General features: G+C 73.5%; 14 protein-coding genes and 1 tRNA gene. 4 read left to right on the top strand and 11 right to left on the bottom strand.

The window, feature by feature from the left end; translation table 11 throughout:
• Positions 1-67: 67 nt before the first annotated feature.
• Together RBJ77_RS52630 and RBJ77_RS52625 are read right to left on the bottom strand one after the other, a co-directional pair.
• Entirely contained in the window at positions 68-1,465 is a 1,398-nt protein-coding gene (locus RBJ77_RS52630) for an amidase (protein ID WP_372351464.1), read from the bottom strand.
• A 37-nt stretch (positions 1,466-1,502) separates the two neighbouring features.
• Positions 1,503-2,522, bottom strand: a complete 1,020-nt coding sequence (locus RBJ77_RS52625) for a D-2-hydroxyacid dehydrogenase (protein ID WP_372351463.1) — start codon at positions 2,520-2,522, stop codon at positions 1,503-1,505.
• Positions 2,523-2,689: 167 nt separating this feature from the next.
• Here RBJ77_RS52625 and RBJ77_RS52620 point away from each other — a divergent pair, with 167 nt between their 5' ends.
• Complete coding sequence (locus RBJ77_RS52620) at positions 2,690-3,529, top strand: aspartate/glutamate racemase family protein (protein ID WP_372351462.1); 840 nt, start codon at positions 2,690-2,692, stop codon at positions 3,527-3,529.
• On the top strand, positions 3,526-4,257 hold the full coding sequence (locus RBJ77_RS52615; RefSeq protein WP_372351461.1) for a decarboxylase: 732 nt from the start codon (positions 3,526-3,528) through the stop codon (positions 4,255-4,257). Before RBJ77_RS52620 ends, RBJ77_RS52615 begins: the two co-directional genes overlap by 4 nt.
• Before the next feature lie 16 nt (positions 4,258-4,273).
• On the opposite strand, the gene RBJ77_RS52610 is transcribed toward RBJ77_RS52615, so the two are convergent.
• On the bottom strand, positions 4,274-5,206 hold the full coding sequence (locus RBJ77_RS52610) for an RNA polymerase sigma-70 factor (protein ID WP_372351572.1): 933 nt from the start codon (positions 5,204-5,206) through the stop codon (positions 4,274-4,276).
• 288 nt (positions 5,207-5,494) lie between these two features.
• Here RBJ77_RS52610 and RBJ77_RS52605 point away from each other — a divergent pair, with 288 nt between their 5' ends.
• Positions 5,495-6,592: an LLM class flavin-dependent oxidoreductase gene (locus RBJ77_RS52605; RefSeq protein WP_372351460.1), complete on the top strand. Its 1,098-nt coding sequence runs from the start codon at positions 5,495-5,497 to the stop codon at positions 6,590-6,592.
• A 73-nt stretch (positions 6,593-6,665) separates the two neighbouring features.
• Here RBJ77_RS52605 and RBJ77_RS52600 read toward each other — a convergent pair whose 3' ends face one another.
• A complete protein-coding gene (locus RBJ77_RS52600) occupies positions 6,666-8,384 on the bottom strand; it encodes a putative bifunctional diguanylate cyclase/phosphodiesterase (protein ID WP_372351459.1) in 1,719 nt (572 codons plus the stop codon).
• A gap of 389 nt (positions 8,385-8,773) precedes the next feature.
• Here RBJ77_RS52600 and RBJ77_RS52595 point away from each other — a divergent pair, with 389 nt between their 5' ends.
• Positions 8,774-10,060, top strand: a complete 1,287-nt coding sequence (locus RBJ77_RS52595) for a M6 family metalloprotease domain-containing protein (protein WP_372351458.1) — start codon at positions 8,774-8,776, stop codon at positions 10,058-10,060.
• 313 nt (positions 10,061-10,373) lie between these two features.
• Here RBJ77_RS52595 and RBJ77_RS52590 read toward each other — a convergent pair.
• From RBJ77_RS52590 to RBJ77_RS52560, 7 genes are all read right to left on the bottom strand, one after another.
• Positions 10,374-10,447 (bottom strand) — tRNA-Lys (locus RBJ77_RS52590).
• Positions 10,438-11,040 (bottom strand): bifunctional DNA primase/polymerase, encoded by a 603-nt coding sequence (locus RBJ77_RS52585; protein WP_372351457.1) that lies wholly within the window; start codon positions 11,038-11,040, stop codon positions 10,438-10,440. Before RBJ77_RS52585 ends, RBJ77_RS52590 begins: the two co-directional genes overlap by 10 nt.
• Positions 11,041-11,162: 122 nt before the next feature.
• Positions 11,163-11,519 (bottom strand): hypothetical protein, encoded by a 357-nt coding sequence (locus tag RBJ77_RS52580; protein WP_372351456.1) that lies wholly within the window; start codon positions 11,517-11,519, stop codon positions 11,163-11,165.
• 98 nt (positions 11,520-11,617) lie between these two features.
• Complete coding sequence (locus RBJ77_RS52575; protein WP_372351455.1) at positions 11,618-13,000, bottom strand: AAA domain-containing protein; 1,383 nt, start codon at positions 12,998-13,000, stop codon at positions 11,618-11,620.
• Positions 12,997-14,589 carry a hypothetical protein gene (locus tag RBJ77_RS52570; RefSeq protein WP_372351454.1) on the bottom strand — a complete coding sequence of 531 codons (1,593 nt, stop codon included), beginning with the start codon at positions 14,587-14,589 and terminating at the stop codon, positions 12,997-12,999. Before RBJ77_RS52570 ends, RBJ77_RS52575 begins: the two co-directional genes overlap by 4 nt.
• A gap of 55 nt (positions 14,590-14,644) precedes the next feature.
• Entirely contained in the window at positions 14,645-15,805 is a 1,161-nt protein-coding gene (locus RBJ77_RS52565) for a hypothetical protein (RefSeq protein WP_372351453.1), read from the bottom strand.
• The gene (locus RBJ77_RS52560) at positions 15,729-16,661 is read right to left on the bottom strand and encodes a phosphatase PAP2 family protein (RefSeq protein ID WP_372351452.1); all 933 of its coding nucleotides are present in this window, start codon (positions 16,659-16,661) and stop codon (positions 15,729-15,731) included. The genes RBJ77_RS52565 and RBJ77_RS52560 overlap by 77 nt, the downstream gene beginning before the upstream one ends.
• Positions 16,662-16,768 lie beyond the last annotated feature (107 nt).

The raw sequence follows: 16,768 nt of genomic DNA, 5'->3' as shown, positions 1-16,768 counted from the left end.
GTTGGGGCGTCCGATGCGGTCGCGGGTGCGGCGCCGTCGTGGCCGGCCGCGCAGTTCGCCGCGCCCCTCATGGGGCGCTGATGCCCGCGGCGCCGGCCTCGTACAGCGCATGCGCCACCCGGAGGACCAGGCCGTCCGCGTGCCGTGCCGCCACCACCTGCAACCCCACGGGCAGCCCGGCCCGGTCCACCCCGACCGGCACCGAGGCGGCCGGCTGCTGGGTCAGGTTGAACGGGTACGTGAACGGGGTCCAGCCCGTCCAGCGCCGCAGGCCCGACCCCTTCGGCACCTCCGCCCCCGCCTCGAACGCGGTGATCGGCAGCGACGGCGTGAGCAGCACGTCGTACGTGGAGTGGAAGGCGCCCATGCGGCGGCCCAGCTCCATCCGGACGTCCACCGCCGCCAGGTAGTCGAGCGCGCTGTACCGGGCCCCCCGCGCACAGATCTCCTGCAACCCCGGGTCCAGCAACTCCCGCTGCGCCGCCGACAGTTGCTGCGTCACCCGGGCCGCCCCGCTGAACCACAGCGTGTGGAACGCCTCGACCGGATCCGTGAAGTCGGGATCGACCTCCTCCACGTACGCGCCGAGCCCGGCGAGCCGCGTCACCGCTTCCCGGACCGCCGACGCCACCCCCGGCCGCACCGCGACCTGCCCGCCCAGCGTCGGCGAGAACGCCACCCGCAGTCCCCGGACCCCGTCGCGCAGCCCGTCCAGGAAGCTGCCGGGCGCCGGGCCGAGCGCCGACCAGTCCCGGGCGTCGGCGCCGGAGATCACGTCGAGCATCAGCGCGGCGTCGGCCGCGGTCCGCGTCATCGGCCCCACGTGCGCCAGCGTGCCGAACGCCGACGCCGGGTACAGCGGCACCCGCCCGTACGTCGGCTTCAGCCCGAAGATCCCGCAGAAGGCGGCGGGGATGCGTACCGAGCCGCCGCCGTCGGTGCCCAGCGACAGCGGTCCCGCGCCGACCGCGACCGCCGCCGCGCTGCCGCCGCTCGAACCGCCGGCGGTGCGCGCGGTGTCGTACGGATTGCGGGTCACGCCCGACAGCGGCGAGTCGGTGACGCCCTTCCAGCCGAACTCGGGCGTGGTGGTCTTGCCGACGAAGACGGCGCCGTGCTCCCGCAGCCGGGCCACCGAGGGCGCGTCCTCCTGCCAAGGCCCCTGCGTGCGGGACGACTTGGAGCCGCGCATGGTGGGCGCGCCGCGCTGCAGCAGGATGTCCTTCACCGTCACCGGCACCCCGTCGAGCAGGCCCTGCGGCTCCCCGCGCCGCCATCGCTCCGCACTGGCCCCGGCCTCGGCGAGGGCGCCCTCCGCGTCGACCCGCACGAACGCGTTCAGCGCGGGCTCCGTCTCCTCGATCCGGGCGAGCACGGCCCGGGTGGCGTCGACGGGGCTGAACTCGCCCTTGCGGTAGCCGTCGACGAGATCCTGTGCGGTCAGTCGGGTGAGCTCGGTCGTCATCCGTCCTCCACGGCGAAGCTACGGTGCAGTGCGGTGATCAGTTCCCGGGGACATACCCACGTTTCTTGTCGACTACATTCATCAGCGGCCGGCCGGCCTCCCAGCGCCCGTACAACTCGAGGAACTGGCGCCCGAGTTCGTCCCGCCAGCCCACCGTGTCCCCGCTCATGTGCGGTGAGACCAGCAGCCCGGGCGCCGTCCACAGCGGACTGTCCCGCGGCAGCGGCTCGTGCTCGAAGACGTCGAGCGCCGCACCCCTGATCCATCGTTTCTGCAGGGCGGCGACCAGGTCGGGCTCCACGACGAGCGCGCCCCGGCCGATGTTGATGAAGCGGGCCGACGGCTGCATCACGCCGAACCGGCGCGCGTCGAACATGCCCCGAGTGTCCTCCGTGAGCGGCGCCGCGCACACCACCCAGTCGGCGCGGGCGAGCAGCCGGTCCAGGTCGGCGGGGCCGTGCACCCCGGCCCGCGCCCGCCGCCCCACCAGCGCCGTGACGATGCCGAGCGCCTTGAGCTGCCGCTCGATCGCGTGCCCGATCGGGCCGGAACCGACGACGCAGGCCCGGGTCCCGGCGATGCGCTGCGACTCGCGGTGGCGCCACTCGCGCCGCGCCTGCAGCTCCAGCGTGCGCGGCAGGTCCTTGCCCAGCGCGAGCACCAGCGCGGCGACGTACTCGGCGATCGGGGTGTCGAAGACGCCTCGCGCATTGGTCAACACGGCGTCGGAGTCGACGAGTTCGGGGAACATCAGCCGGTCGACGCCCGCGCTCGCCGTGTGCACCCAGCGCGGCCGCGGCCCCTCGCCCGGCCACGCGGCCCGTACCGCGTCGGAGAGGAAGTCCCACACCAGCAGGACGTCGGCGGCGGGCAGTTGATCACGCAGCTGGTCCGCGTCGGCGGCGTGCAGGACCCGGGCGCGGCCGGTGAGACTGCCGAGCCGGGGCTCCGGCTCCGTGGGCCCTGCGTCCAGAACGAGCACGGTCGGAACCGCCGGGACATCGTTTCGCAACGAAACTCCGCTTTCCTGGGTAGACAGATCGAACCCTTCTGACATGCGCGGATTGACCACGCTGGCACCTGAACCTACCTTCGTCAACAGGGGTCCTCCGCGCGCGAACCGAGCGGACCGCCCGCCCTTCTCCGCTGTCCCGACGTCCCGGCGGTTCGCCGGCTTTGCACCGCACCGGCAAATATCACGTCAGCTGAACTTGGGGCCTTCTCATGGACGTCTCATTCCTTGGGGGACCGCAGCCGCAGCGCGGCGTGGGCGTCGTCGCACCGTTCGACTTCGCCCTCGACCGCGAGCTGTGGCGCTGGGTGCCCGACGATGTCTCCCTCCACCTCACGCGCACGCCGTTCGTCCCCGTCGAGGTCAGCCTCGACCTGGCCCGCCTGGTCAGCGAGCACGAGACGCTCGGCGAGGCGGTCAGGGCGCTCGGCGCCGCAGAACCGGAGGTCCTCGCGTACGCCTGCACCTCGGGCAGCTTCGTCGGCGGCATCGCCGGCGAGCGCGCCATGTGCGAGGCGATGCGCCGCTCCGGCGAACTGCCCGCGCTCACCACGTCCGGCGCGCTGCTCGATGCCCTCGTCGAACTGGGCGCGCGGCGCATCGCCCTGGTGACCCCCTATACGCGCTCGGTGACCGAGTCCCTGGAGGAGTACCTGGCCGAGGCGGGCATCGTCGTCACCGGACGCGCCTATCTCGGCCTGACCCGGCACATCTGGAAGGTGCCGTACCGCGACGTCGCCAGGATGGCCAGGGAGGCCGTGCGCGGCGTGGCCGACGCGCTCTTCATCAGCTGTACGAACCTGCCCACCTACGACGTCATCCCGCAGCTGGAGGCCGAGCTGCGGATGCCGGTGATCTCGGCCAACCAGGTCACGATGTGGGCAGCCCTCGCCCGGCTGGGTACCCGTGCCGTGGGGCCGTACCAGGCGCTGCTCGACCCGGCGGCGCGACGGCAGTGGCCCCTGCCGGGGCACGGGCTCCCACCGGAGCACGGGCTCCCGCCAGGACACGGTCTTCCGGAACTTCCGGAGGGACAGGAGGGACGGTCATGACCGCGCTCGGATTTCTCTACCCCGGACACTCCGCGGAGGACGACTATCCGCGGATCGAGATGCTGATCGACAGCGACGTACGGCTGCCCGTCGTGCACACCGACATCGGCGAGGACGCGCACCGCGTCGACGCGCTCCTGGAGATGGGCGCGCCGGGGCGGCTGGCCGCCGGCGTGGAGGAGCTGCGGCTCTCCGGCGCGGAGGCGGTCGTCTGGGCGTGCACCTCGGGCAGCTTCGTCTTCGGCTGGGAGGGCGCGCACGAGCAGGTCCGCTCCCTCGCCCGGGCCGCCGGGCTCCCCGCCTCCAGCACGTCCTTCGCCTTCGCGCACGCGATCCGGGAGGTCGGGGCGCGGCGGGTCGCCGTCGCCGCGACGTACCCGGAGGACGTCGCGGGGCACTTCGCCACGTTCCTCAAGGCGGCCGGCGCCGAGGTCCTCTCGGTGCGCGGCAGCGGCATCATCACCGCCGCCGAGGTCGGGACGTGGGGGTGGGACGAGGTCCTCGCGATGGCCCGCGCGGGCGACCACCCGGACGCGGAGGCGGTGCTGCTGCCCGACACCGCCCTGCACACGGCCGCGTACGTCCGTGACCTGGAGCAGCAGCTCGGCAAGCCGGTCCTCACCGCCAACCAGGTCACGGTGTGGGAGGCCCTGCGCCTGGTCGACCGCCGGATCAACGCCCCCGCGCTCGGCGCCCTGTTCACCAAGGAACCGGTGGTCCAGGTCTGAGGCTGCCGAACAGGCCCTAGGGCCTGTTCCGGTCGGCCCTGCGCGCCTCCTGTACGTCGTGGTGGACGGCCCAGGCGTCGGCGACCGGGCCCAGGTGGGCGAGCTTGTCCGGGTTGTTGACCAGGCGGATCGCCTGCACCCGGCCGTCGAGCACGTCGAGCACCATCGTGTTGAGGACCTTGCCGTCGGCGTCCCGCATGATCGCGCCGGGTGCCCCGTTGACCTCCTGCGGCTCCCAGGTCACGTCGACGCGGGCCATCATCTCGAACGTGGAGCCGACCAGGCGGGCCACCTTCTCGGCGCCCATCACCGTCCTGGACAGCTGCGGCGTCTTGCCGCCGCCGTCGCCGACCAGCGACACGTCGGCGGCCAGCAGGTCCTGCAGCTCACCGACGTCGCCCTGGCGCAGCGCGTCGAAGAACCGGGACGCCAGCTCGCCGCGCTCCTTGCGGTCCGCCTCGAAGCGGGGCCGGCCCTCGGTCATGTGCTGCCGGGCCCGCGCCGCCAGCTGCCGGCAGGCCGCCTCCGAGCGCCCCACGGCCGAGGCCACCTCGGGGTAGCCGAAGTCGAACACCTCGCGCAGCACGAAGACCGCGCGCTCCAGCGGGCTGAGCCGCTCCAGGAGCAGCAGGGCCGCCATCGACACGGAGTCGGCCAGCTCGGCCGAGCGCGCCGGGTCCTCGTAGGGGTCGTCGAGCAGCGGCTCGGGGAACCACGGACCGACGTACGCCTCCCGCCGCACCCGCGCCGAGCGCAGGACGTCGATGGAGATCCGGGTCACCGTCGCGGAGAGGAACGCCTTGACCGAACGTGGCTCGGTCCCGCTGGCCTCGAAGCGCAGCCAGGTCTCCTGCACCGCGTCCTCCGCCTCGCTGACACTGCCCAGGATCCGGTACGCGACGGAGAACAGCAGCGGCCGCAGCTCCTGGAACTCCTCGGTCCTGCTCATCCCCGCGTCCCGGTCGTCGGACATTCGCACGATCGCCCCCCATGACGGTCTCCGCCCATGATCCTCATGGACCCTCCTCACCTTCCATGATCGGCCGACGACCCACAACCCGCGGCGCGGGACGCACGGTTCGCGGAGGCGTGGGGCCGGCCCCACCCCTGGGACGAGACGGCGCCCGCTCCTGTGACATCCGACGGTTCCCCGGCCCGGACCGCCCGCGGGGAATAAAGCGGAGACTCCCTCCGTTAACCGGTGGTCCCACCCCACGTACGCATGCAGGAGGACTCCGTGCCGGCCACCCCCGACGAGATCCGCGGCGCATCCCACGGCACCGCCCCGACGCCCCTCTCGGTCCTGGACCTGGTCACCGTCGGAGCGGGCCGCACCGCCACGCAGGCCCTGCGGACCAGCGTCGACATCGCCCGCCTCGCCGAGCGCCGCGGCTTCCACCGCTACTGGGTCGCCGAGCACCACTCGATGCCGGGCGTCGCCTCCAGCAGCCCGGCCGTGATCCTCGCCCACCTGGCCGCGCACACCGACCGCATCCGGCTCGGCTCCGGCGGCGTCATGCTGCCCAACCACGCCCCGCTCGTCATCGCCGAGCAGTTCGGCACCCTGGAGGCCCTGGCCCCGGGCCGGGTCGACCTCGGTCTCGGCCGCGCCCCGGGCACCGACGGCGCCACCGCCGCCGCCCTGCGCCGCAGCGACCGCCTGAACGAGGGCGCGGACGACTTCCCGCAGCAGCTCGCCGAGCTGACCCGCTTCCTCGACGACGACTTCCCCGACGGTCACCCCTACGCCCGCATCCACGCGGTCCCCGGACCGGTCCAGGCCACCTCGCCCGGCGGCGTCCAGGACCCGCACCGCCCGCCGCTGTGGCTGCTCGGCTCCTCCGGCTTCAGCGCCCGCCTCGCCGGTGTCCTCGGCCTGCCGTTCGCGTTCGCCCACCACTTCTCGGCGCAGAACACGATCCCGGCGCTCGACCTGTACCGCGAGTCCTTCCAGCCTTCCGAGGTGCTGGACAAGCCGTACGCCCTCATCGGCGTCTCCGCGCTCGCGACCGACGACGACGGCACCGAGGCCCGCCGCCAGGTGATGGCCGCCGCCCTCAACATGGTCCGCCTGCGCACCGGCCGCCCGGGTCTGGTCCCGACGCCCGAGGAGGCGGAGGCCCACCAGTTCAACGAGATGGAGCGCGACTTCATCCGCACCTGGAACGCGAACGTCATCCACGGCACCGTCGACGAGGTCCGCTCCGGCCTCGACGACCTCCACAAGCGCACCGGCGCCGACGAGCTGATGCTCACGGCCAACGCCCACAGCGGCGACGTGCGCCTGCGCTCGTACGAACTCATCGCCGACGCCTACGGGCTGCCGACGGCCTGACACCGGCCGGACGACGAAGGCGCCGCCCCGCACGGGCGGCGCCTTCGTGCTGCCCCGCCGGGCCCGGCCGGTGCTAACGCTCCGCCAGCATCCCGGCGATGCGCTCCGCCGCCACGGGCCGCGAGTACAGCCAGCCCTGTCCCGTGTCGCAGCCGATCCGGCGGAGCCGGTCGGCCTGTTCGGCCGTCTCCACGCACTCCGCGGTCACGGTCAGGCCGAGCTGGTGCGCCAGCTGCACCATCGCCTCCACGATCACCGCGTCCGCCGGGTCCGACGGCGTGTCCCCGCCGTCCTGGAACCCGCGCACGAACGAGCCGTCCAGCTTCAGCACGGACACCGGCAGACGGCTCAGGTACGCGAGGTTCGAGTAGCCGGTGCCGAAGTCGTCGATGGCGATGTGCACCCCCATGTCGCTGAGCGCCTGGAGCGCCTGCAGCGGCCGCCCCGCCGAGCCCATCACCGCCGACTCCGTGAGCTCCAACTGCAGCAGCTCCGGCGCCAGTTGGGTCTCCTCCAGGATCTGCGCCACATCGGCCACCAGATCCGAGTCCCACACCTGGCGCACCGCCACGTTCACGCTCACGAAGACCGGCGGCACCCCGGGGTGCTCCAGCTGCCAGCGCCGCGCCTGCGCGCACGCGGTCCGCAGCACCCACCGCCCCAGCTGCACGATGGACCCGTCCTCCTCGGCGAGCCCGATGAACCGATTCGGCGTCAGGAGCCCGAACTGCGGGTGCCGCCAGCGCACCAGCGCCTCCACCCCGCGCAGCCGCCCGTCCTCCAGCCGCACCAGCGGCTGGTACTCCAGGACGAACTCGCCGCGCTCGACGGCGGGCCGCAGCCCCGAGGAGAGGGCCTGCCGGGTCATCAGGTGCGCGTTGCGCTCCGGGTCGAAGAGCGTCCAGCGGGCCTTGCCGTCGGCCTTCGCCCAGTACAGCGTGGTGTCGGCGGCCTGCATCAGACCCGTGCTCGTCGTCTCCGCGACGTGCCGCTCCACGACACCGATCGACGCCGACACCGACAGCCGCCGGCCGGACAGGTCGAAGGGTTCCTGGAGCGCCTTGAGCGCGGCCTCCGCCAGCGCGGCCACCTGCTCCGTACCGGTCGAGTCCTCCACGAGCAGCGCGAACTCGTCGCCGCCGAGCCGGGCCACCAGCGGTGCGCCCGCGGCGTGCCCGGCCCGGTCCGCGCAGTGCGTGAGCCGCTGGGCGACGGCCGCGAGCAGCCGGTCGCCGACGTGGTGGCCGAGGGTGTCGTTGACCGCCTTGAAGCCGTCGAGGTCGAGGTAGCACAGCCCGACCCGGCCGGTGGCGCCCGTGCCCTCGTACGCCCCCGCCTCCAGGGCGGCCGACAGCCGCTCGAAGAACAGGGCCCGGTTCGCCAGCTTCGTCACCGGGTCGTGCATCTGCAAGTGCCGCAGCCGGGCCTGGAGTTCACGGCGGGCGCTGATGTCGGTGAGCGAGAGCAGGACGACCTCGGCGCCCGGCACCGGCGACACCGTCACCCGTACCCACAGGGAGTGGCCCGCCGCGTGCTTGATGCGGCGGGTCCGGGACAGCCGCGCCTCCCGGCCGCGCAGCACCTCGTGGTACGCGTGCCAGGTGCGCGGGTCGGAGGAGAGGTCGAGCAGATCGGCGGCGACGCGGCCGGTGAGCGGCTCGGTGCCCTCGCCGCGCAGCAGGACGAGCGCCGCGGTGTTGGCGCCGACGACCAGGCCGGCACGGTCGACGACCAGCATGGCCAGGGGTGCGGCGAGGAAGGCCGCGTCGTAGGCGGAGCTCCGGCCGCTCACCGCGGTGCGGCCACGCTCCGTGAGGACTTCGACCCGCGGGCCTGGTGGAGACGCTTCCGTCGCGGTCGTGGGCCCATCGGGCTGTGCGCTCACCGCTCGCTCCCGCAGTGCGTCGTCTGGTTGCGTGGTCTGGTGCAGCCGGGTCCCGGCAGGAAAGTGTGCCGATCATAGAGGCAGGTCGGACGGCCCATCCAGCCTTGTCCACGGTGCGGGCAGGTTCCGGATGGTCGAACTCCGCTACGGCAGATCGTTTCTGCTCGTGAGGGAGCGCGGTTCTTGCACACCTCGATCACGTGTGACGTTCTGTGACCGCTCGGGGTGTCGTCGGCTCACTCATCCGGGCCAGATAAACAGGGCGAAACGCTACAAACACCCACAGTCTGGGTGGGGTGTCCCGCATTCCCCTCCCGGAGGTCGACTTGCCGCGTCCGCAGCCACTCGGGGGAGTGGACAAGCCCCGCCTGCGCACCGTCGCCGCGGCGCTGACCGCTCTCACCGCCCTGGCCGCCACAGGTCTGGTCGCGGGCCCCGCGGTCGCCGCCCCCTACGCGGGCCCCTGCGCCCTGGAGCGCACCCCGGCCCACCACTCCGAGGGACTGGACACCTGGAACACGGCGTACCCGAGGCCCGAGCGGACCCTCGACGCGGTGATGGTGTTCCTCTCGTTCCCCGACTCGCGTCCGCTGACCACGCCCGCGGAGCTGACGGCCGACTACTTCCCGGCCACCAGCCGGTTCTTCGACCGCGCCTCGTACGGCAAGTTCCACCTGGTGCCGCACCCGCAGCGCGAGTGGATCGAGATGCCGCAGGACTCGACGACGTACGCGATACAGCGTGACTGGAACGCGGCGAACCGCAGCGCGTACCTGCGCGACGCCCTGAAGGCGGCGGACGCGCACACCGACTTCAGCAAGTACGACATCGTCTACTTCGTCGCCGACCCGGACGCGCCGGGCGTCGACTCGGACGCGACGAAGGTCGTGAACTTCGACCGGCCGATGCGGGCCGACGGCACCGACATCCGGCGCATCGTCACGGTCTTCGAGCAGCATCCGCCGGACCGCAACGTGCTGGCCCACGAGACGGGTCACGTCTTCGACCTCCCCGACCTGTACCACCGGCCGTCCGACGGCAAGGGCGACTGGGACACGTACGTCGGGGACTGGGACGTCATGGGCAGCCAGTTCGGGCTCGCGCCGGACTTCTTCGGCTGGCACAAGTGGAAGCTGGGGTGGCTGGACCCGCGGCAGGTGGCGTGCGTGACGCGGACCGGGGTGACGCGGCTGACGCTGGAGCCGCTGAGCACGGCGCCGCGGGCGGCGGGGGCGCCGTTCGGTACGGGGGGCGGCACCAAGCTGGCCGTCGTCCGTACGGGGCCGTCCAGTGCGGTCGCGCTGGAGGCGCGGGGGGCCGGGGGGAATGACAGTGCGACCTGTACGCAGGGGGTGCTGGTCTACCGGATCCGCAGCGACTCCTCCTCCGGAGGAGGGCCGGTCCAGGTCCTCGACGCCCATCCGGACAGTGAGGCCTGTTACGGGGACTCGGTGTATCCGCCGCTCGCCGATGCGCCTGTCGGGCTGGGGGAGAGCTTCACGGTGCCGGGGGAGAACATCCGCATCGAGGCGGAGGACCGTACAGCCTCCGGCGCCTGGACGGTCAAGGTGACGACGGGCTGACCGGTTCGGTCCGGTCCGGTCCGGTGTTCTTCGGCTGACCGCGGGTGGGGGCTGGTCGCGCAGTTCCCCGCGCCCCTGGGTGGGGCGTGCGCCGGGTGTTGTTGGCTTGCGGGAGGCGGGGTGGTCTTCGGCTGACGGCTGGTGGGGGCTGGTCGCGCAGTTCCCCGCGCCCCTTGGCGGGGCGTTTCCCGGGGTGCGTCGGCTTGCGGGGGTGTGGGTGGCGGAGCCCCCACTGCGCGCGGCGCAGCCGGGCAAAAACAACGGTGGCGGGACGGTTCGCGCTTTCCGCGAACACATCCCGCCACCGACAACGTGCGCCGCCAGGGACTCGAACCCCGGACCCGCTGATTAAGAGTCAGCTGCTCTAACCAACTGAGCTAGCGGCGCCTGCTGACGTCGTAGACCTTAGCATCCTGATCGGCGGAGGGAAAAATCGATATCCGCACCGTGGCGCGGGCCGCGCGGACGCAGGCCCAGAGGAGGACCTCCGGGCCCGGCAGCCAGGGGTGGCGGGTGTCGGGGGCCACCACCCAGCGGGACTCGAGGCGCTGGTCGGCGGGGGTGGCGCGGGTCATGGGGGCGGGGACCGTGACCGCGTCGCCGGAGCCGTGGCACAGGAGCGGCGGCACCGCGGGGCCCCACTCCTCCCACTGGAGCAGCGAGGGGAGCCGCTGGGCCGTGCCCGGCGCCGTGAACAGGAGCATCCGGCCGCGGTGCGAGGCGACGGGGCCGGAGCCGGGGCCCTCGTCCCAGAGCCGGTCTAACATCCGCCGGCCGAAGATCGCGGGCACGTTCACCACGTCGAAGACGGACCCGCAGGGCAGCACCACGGGGGCGGTGGGGCGGGACTCCCAGTGGGCGACGGTCGAGCGCGGATACGTTCCTGCGGAGGCGAGCCAGGCAGCGCCCTCGGGGGTGACGCCGGAGACGTCGAACCGGTCGTGGGGGGCGGGGGCGAAGTGGGGGTGTGCGGTGCTCATGTCGACTACATCTACAGGGCGTGAGGGTGCGGCTCCCCAGGGTTGCGGGAAATCGGGACAGGGAGGGGCGGGGTGGAGTATCTTGCCCCTCTGGCATATGCCAAATGATCTTTATGGAGTGATCAAGGAGCCTGCTCGGCGCCGCCGCGCAGCAGGTCACGGCCGAACTCGACCATCTTCTTCGCATAGTCCTCGGTCCACTGCGCCCGCTCGGCGATGTCCGCGGTGGTCAGCCGGTCGAACCGGCGCGGGTCGGCGAGCTGGGCGGCCGCGATCGCCTGGAACTCGACGGACCGGTCCGTCGCCGCGCGGAACGCGTGCGTCAGCTCGGTGGCCCGCGTCAGCAGTTCGCGGGGGTCCTCGATGGACTCCAGGTCGAAGAAGTGCTCCGGGTCGGCGGCGGCCTCCGCGGGCTCGAAGATCAGCGGGGCGGGCCGCAGCCGCGGCTGCGAGCTACGGGGCCGCTCGGGCTCCGCCATGGTGGTTCCTCCTTGTTGCGGGAGTGGTGCGACCCGTGGTTCGTAGCCCGGGCCACCTTCCATTGTCCGGCGGCGCGCAAGACCGCCACACCCGGCGCTCACGGCTGCCAGGTCACCCAGTGTTCCGCGAGCCGGGCCAGCACCGAGTGGTTCGCCTCCCAGCCGTCCGGGAACTTCACCGTCACGCCCAACTGGACCGGCTCCGCCGACGGATGCTCGTCCAGGAGGGCGGAGACGCCCGCCCGGCACACCACGATGCACGCGTTCCGATGCCGTGACGTGAGCACGCACAGCCGGCCCGTCTCCAGGTGGAACGCCGTCGCGTCAGGCCGGCCCGACAGCGGGTGCAGGACCACCGTCACGTCGAACTCCCGGCCCTGCAGCCGGTTCGCCGTGTCCACGGTGACGTCCCGCACGCCCAGCTCCGCCAGTGCCGCCCGCACCGCCGCCGCCTGGTCGCGGTGGGCCGTGCCGACGCAGATCCGGTCCGCGGTCAGCGGCACCTCCTGCGGCCCGCGCTCCGACACCGTCACCCCGTCCCGGTCGAGCAGCCGCCGCACGACGAGGGCCACGGCCCGCACCGCCTCCGGGTCCGTGCGCGGCGTGTGCGCGGCGGGCAGTTCGAGCAGGCCCCAGCCGGCGCGCGCGGCCTCGTCGATGACCCGGTCGGGCCCCGAACCGTCCGACGGAGCGCGGAAGTCCAGCAGCCGGTCGCCCTCGGAGGTGCCGCTGCGGAACGGCGTGTACGGGTAGAACGCGGCCGACACCAGCGGCGCCGCCGACGCCGGAAGCCGCCAGGACACCGGGAGTTCGTGCTGCGGCAGCTCCGGGTTGTGGGCGAGCAGCGTCGCCACCGCCGAGGCCGACGGGTCGTACGACAGGCCCGCCCACTGGTCCGCGCCCACGGTCGAGAACGGGTCCAACTGCCCCGGGTCGCCCACGAACAGCGCCCGCTCGAACAGCCCGGCCACGGCCAGTAGCGAGTCCGAGCGCATCTGGTACGCCTCGTCGACGATCGCGTGCCGCCACGGCCCCCCGGCGTCGTCCGCCTTCACGTGCGCCCACTTCGCCGCCGTCGAGATGACGACCGGCAGCGGCGCGAGATCGCCCACCTTCGTGGAGGTGCGCACCTGCGCCAGATCGTCGAGCGCCTTGTCGTACGCGTCCGGGTCACTGCTGTGCAGCCGGCCCACCGGCAGCTCGGGGTTCTTCTCGTGCAGCCGCAGCACCAGATCGTCGACCTGCGCGTTCGTCTGTGCCACGATCATCAACGGGCGGCCCGCGTCCGCGAGTTCGAGCGCGGCCCGCACGACCAGCGTCGACTTCCCGGCGCCGGGCGGCGAGTCCACGACCACGCCGCGCGCGTCGCCGTGCAGGGTGTCGTGGAGGATCGCGTCGGTGGCCCGGGTCGCCGCGGCACCCGGGTCGAAGGTCTCGGTTCCGGTCCCGGCCCCGGGCTCGGTGATGGCCGTGCTGCTCACAGGATGTCCTCCGACGTCACCGCGTCCGGTGTCTCGGCCCCCGCACCGGGCGGCCCCCCGTGCGTCCACGGCGTGAGCTCCGGCTCCGGCAGCTTCGGGCCCACCCGCTGCTCGTGCTCGAACAGCGTCCAGCACACCCGGTCCCCCTTCCGCGGCACGGACCCGTCCTCCGGCTCCTTGCCGCGCCCCATCTTGTCCAGCACCCGGAGCACCACCGCGCCGCCCCCGTCCGCCGCGTCCTCGTACGCCACGAACTCGGCGCTCTGCGGCTTGCCTTCGAGGGAGCGGAACACCTTCACGCGCTCCCCGAGGTGCGGCCGGTCGTCCGTGCGCACGGTGATCAGCGGGCGCGGGCGCTTCTTCTCGTTGTACGCCGCCACGACCTCGGTCACCTCGCCCGCGAACGCCTCACCGGCCAGCCGCCGGCCCGCCATCACCAGCGGGTCGTCGAGTGCCTCCTGCGCGTCCAGGCGGGCCTGCTCGCGCTCCCGCGTCGCCAGCTTGTTCGCCGCGGTCACCGCGTCGTCGCGGCGCGGCTGCGGCGGCTCGCCCGCCGCCACCCGGTCCCGGTGGCCGGTGAACGACCAGCGGTCGCGGGTCCAGCGCTCGGCCGCGTACCCGCCCTCGGGCAGTGTGCACAGCAGGTCGAGACCGCGCCACACCGCGTCCCACGTCGGCCGGGTGCGCGACTCGACCAGGGCGTGGATCTCCCGCTCCGCCGCCGTGAGTTCGGCCAGCCGGCCGTCCGCCTCGATCGCGTCCTCCGTGGCCGCCAGCCTCGTACGCGCCCGGTCGTAACGCTCGATCGCGGGCGCCAGCAGCTTGTTGTCGAACGCCGGGTCCGTGGCCGGGCCCGCCGGCGGGCACAGGAGCTGGCCCCGGGCGTCGCGGCCCAGCTCGGCGCGGAGCGCGGCCTCGGCGCCCGACGTGCCCTCCGCCGCGTCGATCCAGGCGAGCAGCGCGCCCAGGTGCTGGTCCTCCAGGCTCGACTGGCCCGTCGCCCAGTGGTGGGAGAGCAGGTCCGTCATCGCCAGGAGGAGCGCGGAGCCGGGGACCCTGGCCCGCTCGCCGTAGTGCGTCAGCCAGCGGCCGAGGAGCGGCACGTGCGGCGGCGCCGGGTACGGCGTCTCCGGGTCCTGCTCCGCCGTGCGGCGAAAGCGCATCGAGCGGCCGAGGAGCCGGACGAACTCGATGCCCGCGCGGCTCGGCACGATCAACTGGGGCGCGTCCGCGCACAGTTCGACCTCGACCTTGACCTTCTTGCCGGTCTCCGGATCGGTCTCGCTGCGCTCGGCGGCCTCGACGTCGGCGGCGAACGTGTCGATGTACGGCAGCACCGACTCCGCGAGCTGCGTCAGGAACGTGAAGCGCAGATCGCGGTCGCGGGGCTGCGGGACGACCAGCAGCCGCGGCGACGTGCGCTCGGTGCCGACCAGCGCGCCGAGCGGGGCGCCGGTCTCGCCCGCGGTGGTGAGCGGGACCAGGACCAGCGGGCGCTGCGACAGGTGCCGGTGCCGGACGGTGGCCGTGGGCTGGGCGCGGCCGGACGCGGTGGCCTCCAGGCGGGCCAAGTGGTCGATCAGGCTCACAGGACGATCTCCTTGCACACCCCGCACGCCGTGCGCGGGCCGGTCACGTACGGGGTCAGCACCGGGCGCCCTCCAGGGCCTCCGCGCGCAGGGCGGCCGCGCGCCGCAGCGCCGCCACCGTCGGATCCGCCGGATCGCCCGACTCGCCACGGGCGGCGGCGAGCACCGCGTCCACCGTCGTCAGACCGCCCAGCTCGGCGCGGAGCGGACGGCCCAGCGCCGTCACCGCGCCCGCCGCGCGCGACCGGTCGCGGCAGTGGAACGCCAGCTCGCACGCGGCCAGGCACTCCGGCGCGTACGTCGCGGGGACCGACTCGACAGCGGCCCGCAGTTCGGCGGCGGGCAGCGCCGGGTCGAAGGCGGTGCCGGGCGGCAGCGCCGCCGCGATGTCCTCGATCCGGGTGAGGCGGGTCAGCTGGCGGCGCGTCACCGACAACTGCTTGCGCACGTCCACGGCGGACGCGGCCGGAAGGTTGCTGAAGTCCTTGGGGCAGACGAGCACCACCCGGTCCCTGACCACCGGCGACGCCTCGGGCAGCCGGGCCGCGACCTGCTCAAGGGCCAGCACGTACACCGCCGCCTGACGGGCCGCCGCACCCACCTTCGCCGGGTCCGCCGCGCCGTCGATCATCGGGAACGACTTGATCTCGACGACCGTCCAGCTGCCGTCCGGATGCACCACCACCGCGTCCGGCTCCAGGAACGCCGGGCTGCCCGCCACGTCGAGCGCCACCATCGGGTGGTCGAGGAACGTCCACGTGCCCGGTGCCTGCACCGCCTCGCGCAGGGCGAGCGCCGTGCGCGCGGTGCGGCCCTCGGGCCCGGCCGCCGACAGATCGGGGGCCCGGACGAGCTCGGGGACCGGCTCGGGGTCGCCGGCGCCGCCCACCCGCGCGTGCACCAGCCGCAGCAGCTCCGCGCCGCCGTCGGCCTTCACCCGCGCCTCGAACACATTGCCCCGGGCCAGCGCGAACTGCGACTGGCCGAACGCCGAGGGGGCGCCGAGGGCGTCGGCGAGCAGCGCCTTGTCCACCCCCGCGCCGTCCATCAGCGCACGGCGGTCGCACCCCGGGTTCGCCGCGAGCGCGGCGAGGGCGCGCGCGTCCAGCGGACGCGGCGGATGGTCCGGGCCGCGCAGCTCAGCGAGCCGGCGCCGCAGCCCCGTCGCCTGAGTCGTGCGGTGCGGCGGCCTTGCGCTGTCGGGGAATTCGCTCACCCGGGGAAGTCTGGCACTCTCCACTGACAATCGAGGAACGTGTGGCGGAAGGGGCTGTCGCCGAGCCGCCCGCGAGCACCGTGTTCACCCGGTCCTTGATCCGTGCCGCCAGCCGCATCACCGGCTTCGTGAGCAGCAGGCCCACGCCCATCACCGCGACACCGGCGAGCGCGTCGAAGAAGTAGTGGTTGGCGGTGCCCATCACGACGATCGTCGTGATGAGGGGATAGGCGACGCCCGCGGCCTTCGCGTACGGGCTGCGGCCGTGGCGCCACAGCATGATCCCGCACCACAGCGCCCACCCGACGTGCAGACTGGGCATCGCCGCGTACTGGTTCGTCATCCCGCCCAGGCCCTTGGGCGCGCTCGCCGCGCCGCCCCACCAGCCGTACGAGCTGTACTGGGCCATGGTGTCGACGAAGCCGTGGCCCTGGCTGAGCAGCCGGGGCGGGCAGGTCGGCAGCAGGGTGAAGCCGATCAGACCGATCAGCGTGGAGGTCATCAGCCAGGTGCGGGCCGCGCGGTAGACGGTGGCGCGGCGGCGGAAGAGCCAGACCAGGATCAGCGGGGTGACCAGGTAGTGCAGCGAGGCGTACCAGAAGTCGGCGGGTACGCCGATCCAGGCCTCGCGCGTGAAGAGTCGGTTCAGCGGGTGTTCGAGGTTGAGCCGGACTGCCTTCTCGGCCCGGAGTATCGCGAGGCCGTGGTCGACGGCCGTGCTCACGTCGCCGCGGGCGAGCAGCCGGCCCGCCGAGTACGCGCCGTACACCAGGACGATCAGCGGCAGCTCGGTCCACCATCGGAGCCGGGCGCCCGGTATCGCCTCCGTGCAAGGTGCGTCGTCGGTCTGCGACATGCGGGCCGCTCCCCCTCTTTCCTCGTTCGGCGGCCTCCGGCCACTCGGTCACCCTACGGCGTTCACGGGGGCCTGTGTGGGTGACCCCTGACCCTCGTAGACGCTGA

Origin of the sequence: Streptomyces sp. KL116D, from assembly GCF_030766975.1 — a bacterium.
GTDB lineage: Bacteria > Actinomycetota > Actinomycetes > Streptomycetales > Streptomycetaceae > Streptomyces > Streptomyces longispororuber_A.
This window is presented reverse-complemented; position numbering and strand designations above follow the sequence as displayed.

What these genes read in the sequence shown, in the direction of transcription:
- RBJ77_RS52630 (WP_372351464.1), bottom strand. Translation starts at nt 1,465, where the DNA reads ATGACGACCGAGCTCACCCGACTGACCGCACAGGATCTCGTCGACGGC.
- RBJ77_RS52625 (WP_372351463.1), bottom strand. Translation starts at nt 2,522, where the DNA reads ATGTCAGAAGGGTTCGATCTGTCTACCCAGGAAAGCGGAGTTTCGTTG.
- RBJ77_RS52620 (WP_372351462.1), top strand. Translation starts at nt 2,690, where the DNA reads ATGGACGTCTCATTCCTTGGGGGACCGCAGCCGCAGCGCGGCGTGGGC.
- RBJ77_RS52615 (WP_372351461.1), top strand. Translation starts at nt 3,526, where the DNA reads ATGACCGCGCTCGGATTTCTCTACCCCGGACACTCCGCGGAGGACGAC.
- RBJ77_RS52610 (WP_372351572.1), bottom strand. Translation starts at nt 5,206, where the DNA reads ATGAGCAGGACCGAGGAGTTCCAGGAGCTGCGGCCGCTGCTGTTCTCC.
- RBJ77_RS52585 (WP_372351457.1), bottom strand. Translation starts at nt 11,040, where the DNA reads ATGAGCACCGCACACCCCCACTTCGCCCCCGCCCCCCACGACCGGTTC.
- RBJ77_RS52580 (WP_372351456.1), bottom strand. Translation starts at nt 11,519, where the DNA reads ATGGCGGAGCCCGAGCGGCCCCGTAGCTCGCAGCCGCGGCTGCGGCCC.
- RBJ77_RS52560 (WP_372351452.1), bottom strand. Translation starts at nt 16,661, where the DNA reads ATGTCGCAGACCGACGACGCACCTTGCACGGAGGCGATACCGGGCGCC.